The organism is Paracoccus isoporae, from assembly GCF_900101865.1.
GTDB lineage: Bacteria > Pseudomonadota > Alphaproteobacteria > Rhodobacterales > Rhodobacteraceae > Paracoccus > Paracoccus isoporae.
Map to the genome: position 1 here is coordinate 1 of NZ_FNAH01000006.1, position 14,249 is coordinate 14,249.

The 14,249-nt window shown below is 67.0% G+C and carries 14 protein-coding genes; 5 read left to right on the plus strand and 9 right to left on the minus strand.

Translation table 11 applies throughout. From position 1 onward, the window contains the following. Positions 1 to 95, minus strand: a 95-nt coding sequence (locus BLT73_RS17030; protein WP_018590913.1) for a GTP-binding protein, incomplete at its 3' end; no start/stop codon positions are given. Positions 96 to 303: 208 nt separating this feature from the next. Between BLT73_RS17030 and BLT73_RS10325 the strand changes: the two genes are divergently transcribed. The 4 genes from BLT73_RS10325 (at position 304) to BLT73_RS17300 (ending at position 2,718) form a co-directional block, all read left to right on the plus strand. Then, positions 304 to 1,197 carry a tellurite resistance TerB family protein gene (locus tag BLT73_RS10325; RefSeq protein WP_090523640.1) on the plus strand — a complete coding sequence of 298 codons (894 nt, stop codon included), beginning with the start codon at positions 304 to 306 and terminating at the stop codon, positions 1,195 to 1,197. Between the two features lie 188 nt (positions 1,198 to 1,385). Then, on the plus strand, positions 1,386 to 1,835 hold the full coding sequence (locus tag BLT73_RS10330) for a c-type cytochrome (RefSeq protein ID WP_090523642.1): 450 nt from the start codon (positions 1,386 to 1,388) through the stop codon (positions 1,833 to 1,835). A 2-nt stretch (positions 1,836 to 1,837) separates the two neighbouring features. After that, positions 1,838 to 2,431: a cytochrome b/b6 domain-containing protein gene (locus BLT73_RS10335; protein ID WP_090523643.1), complete on the plus strand. Its 594-nt coding sequence runs from the start codon at positions 1,838 to 1,840 to the stop codon at positions 2,429 to 2,431. 140 nt (positions 2,432 to 2,571) lie between these two features. Beyond that, on the plus strand, positions 2,572 to 2,718 hold the full coding sequence (locus tag BLT73_RS17300; protein ID WP_176805038.1) for a hypothetical protein: 147 nt from the start codon (positions 2,572 to 2,574) through the stop codon (positions 2,716 to 2,718). A 68-nt stretch (positions 2,719 to 2,786) separates the two neighbouring features. Here the strand turns inward: BLT73_RS17300 and parC are convergent, their stop codons facing one another. Next, positions 2,787 to 5,036, minus strand: coding sequence for a DNA topoisomerase IV subunit A (gene parC, locus BLT73_RS10340; RefSeq protein ID WP_090523645.1), 2,250 nt, complete (start codon positions 5,034 to 5,036; stop codon positions 2,787 to 2,789). A 150-nt stretch (positions 5,037 to 5,186) separates the two neighbouring features. Here parC and BLT73_RS10345 point away from each other — a divergent pair, with 150 nt between their 5' ends. Then, on the plus strand, positions 5,187 to 5,687 hold the full coding sequence (locus BLT73_RS10345; RefSeq protein ID WP_090523646.1) for an SH3 domain-containing protein: 501 nt from the start codon (positions 5,187 to 5,189) through the stop codon (positions 5,685 to 5,687). A gap of 6 nt (positions 5,688 to 5,693) precedes the next feature. Here BLT73_RS10345 and murD read toward each other — a convergent pair whose 3' ends face one another. Genes murD through rsmH form a run of 7 tightly spaced genes read right to left on the minus strand, consistent with a single transcriptional unit; the run spans position 5,694 to position 14,246 of the window. Further along, positions 5,694 to 7,094 (minus strand): UDP-N-acetylmuramoyl-L-alanine--D-glutamate ligase, encoded by a 1,401-nt coding sequence (gene murD / locus BLT73_RS10350; RefSeq protein WP_090523647.1) that lies wholly within the window; start codon positions 7,092 to 7,094, stop codon positions 5,694 to 5,696. A gap of 4 nt (positions 7,095 to 7,098) precedes the next feature. Next, the gene (gene mraY, locus BLT73_RS10355) at positions 7,099 to 8,181 is read right to left on the minus strand and encodes a phospho-N-acetylmuramoyl-pentapeptide-transferase (RefSeq protein WP_090523648.1); all 1,083 of its coding nucleotides are present in this window, start codon (positions 8,179 to 8,181) and stop codon (positions 7,099 to 7,101) included. Between the two features lie 4 nt (positions 8,182 to 8,185). Further along, positions 8,186 to 9,565 (minus strand): UDP-N-acetylmuramoyl-tripeptide--D-alanyl-D-alanine ligase, encoded by a 1,380-nt coding sequence (locus BLT73_RS10360; protein WP_090523650.1) that lies wholly within the window; start codon positions 9,563 to 9,565, stop codon positions 8,186 to 8,188. Then, positions 9,565 to 11,049 carry a UDP-N-acetylmuramoyl-L-alanyl-D-glutamate--2,6-diaminopimelate ligase gene (locus tag BLT73_RS10365; RefSeq protein ID WP_090523652.1) on the minus strand — a complete coding sequence of 495 codons (1,485 nt, stop codon included), beginning with the start codon at positions 11,047 to 11,049 and terminating at the stop codon, positions 9,565 to 9,567. Before BLT73_RS10365 ends, BLT73_RS10360 begins: the two co-directional genes overlap by 1 nt. 10 nt (positions 11,050 to 11,059) lie before the next feature. Continuing rightward, complete coding sequence (locus BLT73_RS10370; protein WP_090523653.1) at positions 11,060 to 12,868, minus strand: peptidoglycan D,D-transpeptidase FtsI family protein; 1,809 nt, start codon at positions 12,866 to 12,868, stop codon at positions 11,060 to 11,062. Next, complete coding sequence (gene ftsL, locus BLT73_RS10375) at positions 12,868 to 13,257, minus strand: cell division protein FtsL (RefSeq protein WP_245727243.1); 390 nt, start codon at positions 13,255 to 13,257, stop codon at positions 12,868 to 12,870. Before ftsL ends, BLT73_RS10370 begins: the two co-directional genes overlap by 1 nt. Continuing rightward, positions 13,254 to 14,246: a 16S rRNA (cytosine(1402)-N(4))-methyltransferase RsmH gene (rsmH, locus tag BLT73_RS10380; protein ID WP_090523655.1), complete on the minus strand. Its 993-nt coding sequence runs from the start codon at positions 14,244 to 14,246 to the stop codon at positions 13,254 to 13,256. The genes ftsL and rsmH overlap by 4 nt, the downstream gene beginning before the upstream one ends. Positions 14,247 to 14,249: the final 3 nt, after the last annotated feature.

Genomic DNA, 14,249 nt, shown 5'->3' on the forward strand with positions numbered 1-14,249 from the left:
ATCGCCGCGGTCAGCGTCGTCTTGCCGTGGTCAACATGGCCGATCGTGCCAATGTTGACGTGCGGCTTGTTCCGTTCAAACTTAGCTTTTGCCATTGAGGCCTCCTTGATCGGGGCAGATGGCTGTCCGCTCCCCGGTTGTCGTATCGGACGCGGAAATAAAAGCTGATTCACGAAAAATCAAGTGCAGCCGGGCCCGCTTGTTATATGGTCCCGTGGCGGAACCGGGGGGCTGGATTTGCGTTCCATTTCCGCATCATGCCGCGGACCGATCCGCGGCATCCGTTCTGATTGGAGGACCAAGATGAGTCTGATGAAAACCCTCGCCCGCGTCGCCGGAGGCGTGATCCTGGCGAAAGGCCTGAGCAGCGTGATGAAAAACAACCAGCAGGGCCGGACATCCACCAGGTCGCGGCGCAGCGGCGGCGGGCTGCTTGACCAGCTCACCCGCGGCTCGCAGGGGTCGTCCTCCGGCGGGATCGGTGATCTGCTCGGCGGATTGCTGGGCGGCCAGTCGGGCGGCAGCGGAACCGGGCGGCGCTATGGCGGGCCGAACTCGACCGGCGCGTCGGGCGGGCTTGGCGGCATCCTCGACCAGTTGACCAATTCCGGCCGCAGCGCCGGCGGCGGCGGCATCCTTGACCAGGTCTCGGGCGGCAGCCGCAGCACGCGCGCCGGACAGGGTGGCGGGCTCGGTGATCTGCTGGGTGGCATGCTGGGCGGTGCGGCCGCGGGCGGGCTGGCCAGCCGTGGGGCGCAGGAACAGAATGACGCCTCCTTCGGGGAACTGCTGAACGACTCGCTCAGCAATGGCGGCGAGCCGGAGGTCGCTCCCACCGCGGAACAGAATGCCGTGGCCGGGCTGATGCTGCGCGCGATGATCCAGGCCGCCAAGGCCGACGGCAAGATCGACGATGCCGAGAAGGACCGCCTTCTGGGCGAACTCGGCGATCTGGACGAGGAGGAGCGCCAGTTCATCCGCGAACAAATGGCCGCCCCCGTCGATGCGCAGGCGCTCGCCCGCGACGTGCCGAAAGGGCTGGAGCCGCAGGTCTATCTGATGTCGATCATGGCGATCGATTTCGACAGCCAGGAGGAGGCGCAGTATCTGCATCAGCTTGCGCAGGCGCTTGGACTTCAGCCGCAGACGATCAACCAGATCCATGACGAGGTCGGCGTCCAGAACCTCTATAGCTGACGCGAATGGATCGCCTGACGCGATCCGTCTGCTGTCAATTGACAATAATTTCACCGCCGCCCGAACTTCGGGCGGCGTTTGCGCATTGATTTGTCATGTCAGCCAGGCAGAGTGAACCTGCCAACCGGCGGTGGCACCGTATCTCGTGACGGACGGGCGCCGCCTGCACGCCATGAAAGGGAATTGAAATGCGCCAGCTCATCCTCGCCAGTGCTCTTGCCGTCCTGCCGCTTGCCGCGGCCGCCCAGGACGATCCCGTCAGCCAGGCCATCGAGGCCCGGCAGAGCTTCTATACGCTGCTTGGCGCCAATATGGGCGCGCTATCCGCCATGGCGAAGGGCGACATGGAGTATGACGAGGAACTGGTCGCGCGCCATGCCGCCAATATCGAGGCACTGACACAATATTTCGTGCCGATGCATTTCATCGAAGGCAGTTCCAACGCCGAGGCGGAGAATACCGACGCGCTGCCCGCCATCTGGGAAAACCGCGACGATTTCGAGGCCAAGTTCGCCGCGCTCGGTGAGGCGGCGGCCGGGGCCAGCGATGCCGTCCGGGGCGGCCAGGGCAATATCGGCCCGGTGCTCGGCCAACTCGGCGGGGCCTGCAAGGCCTGCCACGACGACTACCGGGATTGAGCATGGCGGAGCCGGGCCGGACACCGCGCGAGATCCGCCTGTGGGATCCGGCCTTGCGGCTGTTCCACTGGCTGCTCGCCGTCTTCGTGATTGCCGCCTGGCTGCTGGGGAAATACGGCCCCGATGTGATGACGCTGCATTTCTATTGCGGCTATGCAGTGGCCGGGCTGCTGATCTTTCGGCTGGTCTGGGGCTTCGTCGGGCCTGCACCCGCGCGTTTCTCCAGTTTCCTGCGCGGTCCCGGCAAGGTGTCGGATTACACCCGTCACATGTTCCTGCGCGAGCCAAGCTACTGGCCCGGCCACAACCCGCTGGGTGCATTGTCGGTCATCGCAATGCTGGCGGTGCTGGCCGGGCAGGTCACGACCGGGCTGATCTCGGATCCCGAGGATTACATCAATGTCGGTCCGCTGGCCGGTTATGTCGGGTCCGATGTCAGCACCGGCGCGGTGGACTGGCACGAGTTGGGCGCGAATATCGTGCTGGTGCTGGTGCTGCTGCACTTGGCGATCATCCTGTTCTACCGGCTCTGGAAGCGGGAGGATCTCGTCAAGCCCATGCTGACCGGGCGCAAGCTGGTGAAGGACCGCGACTGAGCGGTTGTGCCCGCGGCCTCCCCCGCCGGGGGCATTGCATTGATCGAATCGCGCCGGCATGTGATAATGATCCCACGGCGCTGCGTCTGATCGCGGCGCCGCGAAGGCCCTGACGTGACCTGCACGAAAGGAGCAATGTCATGACCAAACTCCTGACCGCGGCAGCCGCCGCCGGATTTGCGCTTCTGGCCGCACTTCCGGCATCCGCCGGCTGCACGGGCGTTCCGCATGACAAATCGGCCGAAACATCGGAGCCGGTTGTCATTCCCAAGGACGTGAACGCCTGACTGTGACGCAGGGCGGGATCATCCCGCCCTGCTGACCATCGGCCATGGCGTGACACCCCCGCTGACGCTCAGTTGAACTTGTTGTCGCGTGGAAAGCCGCGCGGTGCCATGCGTCCGGCGCTCGCGCGCTTTCCCAGCCATTCGCCCAGATCGGCCTCGGTTCTCGTGCGACCGCCGCTTTCCTGCCAGCGCAGCCCGTCAGCCAGGGTGATGCAGGTCGCATCCGACAGGCCGCCATCCTTGAACTTCTGCAACCGCACCCCCTTGCCGCGCGACATCTCAGGCAATTCGCTCAGCGCAAAGACCAGCATCTTGCGGTTCTCGCCCACCGTCACGACGTGATCGCCCGCAACGGGGCGGCACAGCAACGCATGACCGTTCAGCACCTGCTTGCCGGATTTCGTCTGCGCGATGATGTCGGCGGCATTCACCACGAACCCATCCCCGGCCCTGGAGGCCAGCAGATATTTCGCGCCTTCGCGCCACGGGAACAGATCGATGATCGCCGCATCGTTGGGCAGATCGACCATCAGCCGCACCGGCTCGCCCAGGCCGCGCCCGCCGGGCAGGTCATTGGCCGACAAGGTGTAGAACCGGCCATTCGAGCCGTAGAGGACCAGCTTGTCGGTGGTCTCGGCGTGGAAGGCCATGAACGGGCCGTCGCCGTCGCGGAACTTGACCTCGGCCTCCAGCGGCTGATGGCCCTTCATGGCGCGGATCCAGCCCATTTTCGACACGATCACCGTCACCGGCTCGCGCTCGATCATCGCGTCCAGATTGACCGGCTGCTCGTTCGCCGCGGCCGAAATCTCGGTCCGCCGCATGCCGCCATCGGCCGATTTGCCGAACTGGCTGCGCACCTCGCGCAGCTCTTCGGTGATGCGGCCCCATTGCAGCCCCTCATCCGCCACGAGCGCAACCAGCCCGCGCTGCTCTTCCAGCAGCGCGTCGCGCTCGGCCCGCAGTTCGATCTCCTCGAGCTTGCGCAGCGCGCGCAGGCGCATGTTCAGGATTGCCTCGGCCTGAACCTCGGTCAGATGCAGCGTGTAGCCCGTCGCGGCACCCCAGTTCTCCGCAATCAGACCGGCCTTCGGATCGTCATCGAACCGGATGATCTCGATCACGCGATCCAGGTTCAGGAAGGCGACGATATAGCCCTCCAGCACCTCCAGCCGCGCTTCGATCTTGCCCAGCCGGAACTGCGAGCGGCGCAGCAGAACCTCGCGCCGGTGATCGAGAAACGCGCGCAGCACCTCCTTGAGCGAGCAGACCTTGGGCACGCGGCCGTCGATCAGCACATTCATGTTCAACCCGAAGCGGGTCTCCAGGTCGGATGCGCGGAACAGCGCCGCCATCATCTGCGCCGGATCGACGCTGCGGGTCTTCGGCTCCAGCACGATGCGCACATCCTCGGCGGATTCGTCGCGCACATCGGCCAGGATCGGCATCTTCTTCAGCTGGATCAGCTCGGCCAGCCGCTCGATCAGCTTGGATTTCTGCACCTGATAGGGGATCTCGGTGACCACCACCTGCCAGGTGCCGCGGCCCAGATCCTCCTGCGTCCACCGCGCCCGCAGCCGCAGGCTGCCGCGCCCGGTCCGGTAGGCCTCGCGCAGGGTCTCGGCATCCTCGACCAGCACCCCGCCGGTGGGGAAATCCGGACCCTGCACGAAATTCAGCAGCGTATCGTCGCGCGCATCGGGCGATTTGATCAGATGCAGGCAGGCGTCGATCACCTCATGCAGGTTATGCGGCGGGATATTCGTGGCCATGCCCACCGCGATGCCGGACGCGCCGTTGCACAGCAGGTTCGGAAACGCCGCGGGCAGCACCACCGGCTCGGTCAGCGTGCCGTCGTAATTGGGCCGGAACTCCACCGAATCCTCGGCCAGCCCGTCCATCAGCGCACTGCCCGGTTCGGCCAGACGCGCCTCGGTGTAGCGCGAGGCAGCGGGGCTGTCGCCATCGATATTGCCGAAATTGCCCTGCCCGTCCACCAGCGGGTAGCGCATGGCGAAATCCTGCGCCAGCCGCGCCATGGCATCGTAAATCGCGGCGTCGCCGTGCGGGTGGTAATTGCCCATCACGTCGCCGGCGATCTTGGCGGATTTCCGGAAGGCGCCATTCGGCGCCAGACGCAATTCGCGCATCGCATACAGGATGCGGCGATGCACCGGCTTCAGCCCGTCCCGCGCATCGGGCAGCGCCCGGTTCATGATCGTGGACAGCGCGTAGGTCAGATAGCGCTCGCCAATGGCACGCGACAACGGCTCGGCGCTGAGGTTCTCGGGCGGCTCGGGGGTCAGATCGTCAGACATGGGACGGATTTAGGCCGCGCGGCCCAGCCGGTCCAGTCGGAATTTCCCGCCCGGCCGATCTTCGCGGAACGGCTGTCACGGCAGAAGCGTTCAGCCAGCGTATCGCGGTGCGTCAAGATGCCGTATATTATGGTTAACGGGTGAGGGAACATGTTCAAACTTATCTTCCTGACGCTTCTGGCGTTCGTCGTGGTGCTGACCGTCTTCGGTGATGGCGAGGGGCGGCGCGTCGCGCAGCCCGAACCGCAGGCGGCCGCCGCCAGCACGCCCGACCCCGACAGCCCGGATGCCGAGGCAGCGGCAGAGGCAGCGGCCGAACGCGCCGCCGAAGAAAGCGCCGCCGCGGTGGAGCAGACGCCTGAGCAGCAGCCGAAATTCGCCGGGCCGGATCTGCGCCCCTCGCCCGAATTCGCCGGGCAGGAGCCGCAGGAGACCCTGTCCGACGCGCCGACCGATACGCTCTATGTCACAGGCAATACGGTGAATTTCCGCGCCGGACCCTCCACCAGCGATCAGGTGGTCGGCCGCTTGTCGCGCGGCCAGATGGTGACGGCGATCGGCACGCGGGATGGCGACTGGATCGAGCTGCGCGACGGTCAGGGCCGGACCGGGTTCATGTCGGCGCAGTTCCTGTCCGCCAGCCGCCCCTGACCGCCCTTACGACCCAAGCGCGTTGACAAGCGCGGTGAAATGCTCGCCGCGTTTCTCGAAATTCGGATACTGGTCGAAGCTGGCAGCGGCCGGCGCCAGCAGGACCGTATCGCCCGGCAGCGCCTCGGCATGCGCCCGCGCAAGCGCCGCGTCCATCCCGTCGAAGACCTCATAGGGCGTGCCCGCCAGTTGCAGCGCGAAATCGGGGCCCGAGTGACCGATCAGATAGGCTTTGACCACATGGCCCAGATGCGGCTGCAGCGCGGCGATGCCGCCATCCTTGCCCAGCCCGCCCGCGATCCAGCGAATATTCTTGAACGCCTGCAACGCCTGTTCCGCCGCATCGACATTGGTGGCCTTGGAATCGTTGACATAGCGGACGCCGTCCAGTTCGCGCACCGTCTGGCTGCGATGCGGCAGGCCGCCGAAGCTGCGAAACGCCGCCTCGATCTCGCGCGGGGCGATGCCGATGGCGCGGCAGGCCGCGTAGGCCGCGCAGGCGTTCTGATGGTTATGCGCGCCGGGCAGGCCGGTGATCTCTCGCAGATCGACCGACGCCACCTGCCTTCCCTTGCGGTATTCGCTGAGAAACCCCTTGCGGGCGAACACGCCCCAGGCGAATCTCTCGAGCTTCTGACCGGAGGAGATGCGGATCACCCGGTCATCGCCCGGCCCCTGCCCCATCTGGTTGGCGAGATAGCGCCCCTCGACCTCATCGACCCCGATCACGCAGCGATCCGGCCCGCCCTCGGCAAAGAGCCGGCGCTTGGCCGCGAAATAGCCGCCCGGTCCGCCGTGACGGTCCAGATGATCCGGCGACAGATTGGTGAAGACGGCCACATCCGGGGTCAGCGCGCGCGCCAGATCGGTCTGATAGGAGGACAGCTCGATCACCACCACCTCGCCGTCATGGGCCGGTTCCAGCGACAGAACGCCGGTGCCGATATTGCCGCCCATCTGCGCGGGCCGACCGACGCTGGTGAGGATGTGATGGATCAGCGCCGTGGTCGTGGATTTCCCGTTCGAGCCGGTCACCGTGATGACCTTCGGCGTCGTCCCGAAGTTGTCCCAGTCCGGCGTGGCAAAGCTGCGGAAAAACAGCCCGATATCGTTGTCGACCGGCACACCCAGATCGAGTGCACGGGCGATGACCGGGTTCGGATCGGGATAGAGATGCGGGATACCGGGCGAGGTAATCAGCGCCGCAATCCCCTCCCACGCGTCGGCGCGGTTCAGATCGCGCAGCTCCAACCCCTCGGCCTCGGCCTGCGCGCGGGCCTCCTGCCCGTCATCCCAGACGACGACATGCGCCCCGCCCGCCTTCAGCGCGGCGGCGGTGGCTTTGCCGGAGCGGCCGAGGCCCAGAACGGCGATGGTCTGGCCGGTGACGCCTTGGACGGGGATCATCGGTCTACCGCAGCTTCAGCGTGGCCAGCCCGATTAGGGCGAGCACAAGTGCGATGATCCAGAACCGGATGACGATCTGGCTTTCCTTCCATCCCTTCTTTTCGAAATGGTGATGGATCGGGGCCATCAGGAAGACCCGCTTGCCGGTGCGCTTGAAATACAGCACCTGGATGATGACCGACAGCGCCTCGACCACGAACAGCCCGCCGACGATGGCCAGCACGATCTCGTGCTTGGTGACGACGGCAATGGCGCCCAACGCCCCGCCAAGCGCAAGGCTGCCGGTATCGCCCATGAACACCGCCGCGGGCGGGGCGTTATACCACAAGAACCCCAGCCCGCCGCCGATCAGCGCCGCAACGAAGATCACCAGCTCGCCCGATCCGGGCACGCCGTGCAGGCCCAGGTAATCCGCGAAATTGGCGTTGCCGACCATATAGGCGATGACCCCGAACGTGGCCGCCGCAATCATCACCGGCATGATCGCCAACCCGTCCAGCCCGTCGGTCAGGTTCACCGCATTGGCCGCGCCGACTATCACGATCATCGCGAAGGGCACGAACAGGATCGACATGTTCAAGAGCGCATCCTTGAAGAAGGGAAACGCCACCTGCCCGGTCAGCCCGGCGGGATGGAGGAACATCGTCCAGGCCGAGGCCAGCAGCGCCAGCCCGAAGCCGAGCGCCATGCGGGTGCGGCCCGAGACCCCGTGCGTGGTGTGTTTCGACACCTTGGCGTAATCATCCGCGAACCCGATCGCGGCATAGCCGTAAGTCACCATCAGCACGATCCAGACATAGGCGTTGGACAGCCGCGCCCACATCAGCGTGCCCACCAGCAGCGCCGACAGGATCAATATGCCCCCCATGGTCGGGGTGCCGGCCTTGACGAAATGCCCCTCCGGCCCGTCATCGCGGATCGGCTGGCCCTTTTTCTGGACCCGGCGCAGATAGTCGATCAGCGGCTTGCCGAAGATGAATGCGAAAAGCAGCGCCGTGAAGAACGCGCCGCCGGCGCGGAAGGTGATATATCGGAACAGGTTGAACACCCCGTCCCCGCCATTCAGTTCGGACAGCCAGTACAGCATTGTCTTACGCCCTCGTTCTGCCGACCGTGTTCCCGGCCTTGCGCATCGCATCCACGACGCGGCTGATATACGAGCTCTTGGAGCCCTTAACGATGACCGTATCGCCGGGACGGATCAGTTCGTCCAGACGCGCGGCCAGCTCATCGGCGGTTTCCGCCCAGATCCCGCGCTTTTCCGGCGGCAGCGCGTCATGGAGATGTCGCATCAGCGGGCCTGCCGCATGGACCACATCCACCGACGCCATGGCGGCGTCGCAGGCGAGGCCGCGGTGATCCTCGATCTCGGCCGGTCCCAGCTCCAGCATGTCGCCCAGGATCGCCACCCGGCGCACGCCGGGCAGCAGGGCCAGCGTGGCCAGCCCCGCCCGCATGGAGCTGGGATTGGCGTTGAACGCATCATCGATCAGGCGGATCTCGCCCAGCTCCTCGACCCGTCCGCGGCCCTGCGGGGGCAGCCAGTCGGACAGCGATTTCGCCGCCTCGATCACATCCGCCCCGATGGCGCTGACCGTGGCCAGCACGCCGACCGCGTTTGCCGCGAAATGCGTGCCGACCGATTGCAGCGAGAAGTTGATCGGCTTGCCCGACAAGGTGGCGCGCAGATCCATCCGCTCGCCTTCGACGGCAGAGGAGACCAGCCGGGCCTCGCCCTCATCGCCAAAGCTCAGGATCGGCGCGCCGGCCGCATCCGCGGCATCGCGCAGAAGCCAGGTGGTGGAGAGCCCCGTGGGGATGATCGCCGCCCCACCCGGCACCAGCCCCTCGAAGATGGCAGCCTTCTCGCGCGCGATCCCCTCCAGCCCGTCAAAGGCGCCCATATGGGCGGCGGCGATGGTGGTGATCAGCGCCGCATGCGGCCGGGCCATGCGGGCCAGCGGCGCGATCTCGCCGGGGTTGCTCATGCCGATCTCGATAATGGCGAAATCGCTGTCCACCGGCATGCGCGCCAGCGTCAGCGGCACGCCCCAATGGTTGTTGTAAGACGCCTCCGCCGCATGGACCTTGCCCTGTTTCGACAGCGCCGCGCGCAGCATCTCCTTGGTCGAGGTCTTGCCGACCGACCCGGTCACGCCGATGACCTTGCCCTGCATCCGCGCGCGCCCTGCCCGGCCAAGATCGCCGAGCGCATCCAGAACGTCATCGACGATCAGCAACGGCGCATCCTTGGTCACGCCCTCCGGCACCCGGCTGACAAGTGCCGCGGCCGCGCCCTTTTCCAGGGCCTGCGCGACGAATTCATGCCCGTCGCGCCGGTCGGTCAGCGCCACGAACAGATCGCCCTGCCGGATCGAGCGCGTGTCGATGCTGACCCCCTGGGCCCGCCAGTCGCGCGTGGTTCTGCCGCCCGTTGCGCGGACCGCATCCTCCGAATTCCACAAGGCCATCAAATCTTCCCGTCCAGGGCGGCCACCGCCACCGAGGCCTGTTCCGCGTCGTCGAAGGGGAACACGTCGCTGCCGACGATCTGGCCGGTCTCGTGCCCTTTGCCCGCGATCAGCAGCGCATCACCCGGCTGCAACGCATCGACGCCGCGCAGGATCGCCTCGGCCCGGTCGCCGACCTCGACGGCCTCGGCCCCGGCCCCGGCCATCACCTCGCCCCGGATCGACGCCGGATCCTCGGATCTCGGGTTGTCGTCGGTGACGATCACCAGATCGGCATGTTGGCGTGCCGCCTCGCCCATCAGCGGACGCTTGCCCCGGTCGCGGTCGCCGCCCGCGCCCAGCACCACGATGATCCGGCCCATCACATGCGGACGCAGAGATTGCAGCGCGGCGATCACCGCGCCGGGCTTGTGGGCGTAGTCGACAAACACGGCAGCACCATTCTCTCGCTGTGCGACAAGCTGCATCCGGCCCCGCACCGTGACCAGATCCGGCAGCGTGCCGATCACCGCGTCGGGCGCATCCCCCGATGCAATCGCCAGCCCCGCGGCGGCCAGGACGTTCTCGGCCTGGAATCCGCCGATCAGCCTCAGCCGCGCCATATGGGTCTGCCCGCGCCAGGAGAAGCGCAGCTCCTGCCCGGTCGCGTCATATCGCTGCCCTAGGATGCGGAAATCGCATTCCTCCTGCTGACCGATGGTGATGACGGCCAGATCATGGTCCTGCGCGATCCGGGCCATCTGCCGGCCCCGCGCGCCGTCGATATTGATGACGGCCGTGCCACCCGCCTCGAGCGCGCGATTGAACAGCAGCGCCTTGGCGGCGAAATATTCGTCGAAATTCGCGTGATAATCCAGGTGGTCCTGGCTGAAATTTGTGAAAGCACCGGCCAGCAGTTCCACCCCGTCCAGCCGGCGCTGATCCAGCCCGTGCGAGGACGCCTCCATCGCGGCATGGGTCACCCCGTTCGCTGCCGCCTCGGACAGGACGCGATGCAGCGTCACCGGCTCGGGCGTGGTATGGGCCAGCTTGGCCTCATAATCGCCCTGCACCCCCATCGTGCCCAGGCTGATGGCCTTGTGGCCGAGCGCCTGCCAGATCTGGCGGGTGAAGCTGGCGACGGAGGTCTTGCCGGACGTCCCGGTCACGGCCACCACCGTCTCGGGCTGCCGCCCGAACCACAGCGCGGCAGCGCCGGCCAGGGCCGCGCGGGGATCCTCGACGACGATCAGCGCGCCGTCCCAGCCGCGCAATTGCTCCGCGGCAAGCGCCGCCCCGGCCGCATCCGTCAGCACCGCCGCCGCATCCATGCGCAGCGCATAGGGGATGAACTCGCCGCCATGAATGGCAGAGCCGGGCAGCGCCGCGAACAGATGCCCCGGCTTCAAATTGCGGCTGTCGACCGACATCCCGGTGATTTCCGGGTCCCGGCCGCCGACTGCGTTCAGCCCCAGCCGGGACAGCCGCTTGACGCCTTGCTGCATGATCTCTCCGTCACTCGTTCACGGCGAGCTTTACCTTAGTTTCGGGTGGCGCTTCAATCACGGGCAGCGGCTTGGTGCCGACCGGGCGCAGCCCCAGCACCGGGGCAAGGCGGGCGATCACGTCGGCCGCGACCGGCACGGCGGTCGCACCGGCCACCCGGCTCTCGCCGCCGCCGAGCACCGCGGTGGGCTCGTCCAGCGTGACGACCAGCACGTATTTCGGATCGTCATAGGGGAAGACGGCGGCGAAATTCGCGACCACACGGTTGTCGTAATAGCCGCCGCCGGGGCGCGGCTTGTCCGCCGTGCCGGTCTTGCCGGCGATCTCGTAGCCCTCGACATTGCCCGATCGCGCCGTGCCGCGTTCGACCACCTGACGCAGCAGGCCCAGCGACAGCTTCGCCGCCTGCGGCGAGACGATCTGTTCGCCCGCCGCCCGCTTGCGGCCATGGACCAGCGTGGGCGAGACCTTGCGCCCGCCATTGGCCAGCGTGGCATAGGCCGCGGCCAGGTGCAGCGGGCTGGCGGCCAGCCCGTGACCGAAGCTGACCGTCGCCGCCGTCACCGCCGGCCAACGCTCCGGCACGATCGGCCGGCCGGTGGGGGCCTCGACCATTTCCAGGCTGGTGGGATCGAAGAACCCCATCTCGTCCAGGAATTCCTTCTGCCGGTCGACGCCGATCATCTGCGCGATCCGCACCGTGCCGACATTCGAGGATTTCACGATGATATCGGTCACCGACAGGCTGGGGCCGTAATTGTGATAGTCGTTGATCTTGTATTTGCCGATCTTCATCGGGCTGCGCGAATTGATGTGGGTGTTGGGGTTGATGAGCTTGAGATCCATCGCCTGCGCGACCGGGAAGATCTTGAAGGTCGAGCCCAGCTCGTATTGCCCCTGCACCGCGCGGTTGAACAGCGGGCTGTCCGACGGATCGCCCTTCAGCGCCGGGCGCGGCCGGTCATTGGGGTTGAAATCCGGCAGGCTGGCCATGGCGACGATCTCTCCGGTCTCCACCTCCATCAGGATCCCCGCCGCACCCCTGGCGTTCAGGCGGCGCATGCCGGAATCCAGCACCTCCTCCATCGCCGATTGCGCGGTCAGGTCGATGGACAGGGTCAGCGGCGCGCCCTCGTTGGCCGGGTTGCGCAGCCAGCCGTCGAAGGCTTTCTCCACCCCTGCCGTGCCGATCACCTCGGCGCTGTTGACCCCCTCCGCGCCGAAGCCAGAGCCGCCGAGGATATGGCTTGCGATCCGCCCATTGGGATAGAGCCGCATCTCGCGCGGGCCGAAGAGCAGGCCGGGCTCGCCGATGTCATGCACCGCCTGCATCTGTTCGGGGCTGATCTTCTTCTTGATCCAGATAAACTTGCGCTTGTCATTGGTCAGATCCTTGACCAGCCTTTCATGGTCCAGATCGGGGAAGATCTTCGCCAGCGCATCCGCCGCGCCCTTGCCATCCACCATCTGATGCGGCTGCGCATAGAGGCTGTGGGTCAGCATGTTCGTCGCCAGCACCCTGCCCTTGCGGTCGGTGATATCGGCCCGCTGGCTGAGGATCTGCGCCCCCGTCGCCTGCACCCTCGGCTCGGACGGATCAGAGGAGGCAAGCGCGCCCATGCGGAACCCGACCGTGCCAAACGCCGCCAGAAACCCGAGCGCCATCAGCACCAGCCGCCCCTCGGCCCGCTTGCGGGCGCGGTCCTGGATCTCGGCATGGCGCCGGGCGCGGTTCTCGGCCTCGATCGCGTCGGGATCCTGCCCGGTTTCCCGGGCGCGGAGGATGCGGGCCAGCGGGCGCAGGGGGATGCGGATCATCACTGTTGCTCCTGTTCGGACGGGGTCGGATCGGCGTCGGTGATGGCGCCGTCCGTGGGCGGGACGAAATTCTCGGGCCGCCGCGGCGGGTATTTCACCGGCGGCGGCGGATAGTCGATGCTGCGGCTGCCGACGAACTGGTCTGCGGTGATCGGCGCGAGGTTCAGCCGGTCGGCATTCAGCGCCACCAGTTCGCGCAGCCGCGCCGGGCGGTTCAGATAGGCCCATTCCGCGCGCAGCACGACCAACTCCTCGCGCAGCCCGGCGATGTCGGACTGGACGTCTTCCATCTCGTTGAGCGCATCCTGCGTGCGGTAATTCTCGCGGTAAGCCCAGAAGGCCAGCGACATCACCACCATGGCGACCAGCAGATACAGAACCGGCCTCATTTCCGCCCGCCTTTCTGCGGCAGGCGCGGCAGGGCAATAGACCCCGGGTCGATGTCGCGGGCGGGCGCCTCGGTGCGGATGCCGACGCGCAGAAAGGCGCTGCGGGAACGCGGGTTCGCCGCAAGCTCCGCCTCATCCGCGCCGATGGCGCGGCGTGTGGGCAGGGTGAAGGTCGGCGCCGCGACCTCTTCCACCGGGGCATGGCGCGACCCGCCGCCCGCCGTGGCCGCGCGCGATTGCAAAAAGCGTTTCACCACCCGGTCCTCCAGCGAATGGAAGCTGACCACGGCGAGCGCGCCGCCGGGTTTCAGCGCCCGCTCCGCCGCCGCCAGACCGGCGGCAAGCTGGCCGAATTCGTCATTCACCCAGATGCGGATCGCCTGGAAACTGCGCGTCGCGGGATGGCTCTGACCCGGCTTGGCGCGCGGCAATTGGCTGGCGACGATCTCGGCCAGCTCTGCCGTCGTCCGCAGCGGACGCGCCGCGACGATCGCTTTCGCGATCCGGCGCGACGCGCGCTCCTCGCCATAGTGATAGAGCACATCCGCGATCTCGGTCTCATCGGCCGCATTCAGCAGATCGGCCGCGCTCGGCCCGTCGCCGCCCATGCGCATGTCCAGAGGACCTTCGCGCAGGAACGAAAAACCCCGCTCGGCCTGATCGAGCTGCATGGAGCTGACGCCCAGATCCAGCACCACGCCGTCGAGCGGCTGCGATGCCAGCCGGTCGAGATCGGAGAACGTCCCTTCGACCATCTCCAGCCGGTCGCCGTATTGCCCGGCCCAATCCGCCGCCATCGCAAACACGGTCGGATCCCGGTCAATCCCGATGACCCGCGCTGCGCCCGCCTCCAGCAGATGCCGCGCATAGCCGCCCGCTCCGAAGGTGCCATCGACCCAGACGCCTTCGACCGGCGCGACCGCCCGGATCAGCGGCGCGATCAGGACCGGGATATGGGGATCTGTGGCGGGGCTGCCGGGCGCGGCCATGGC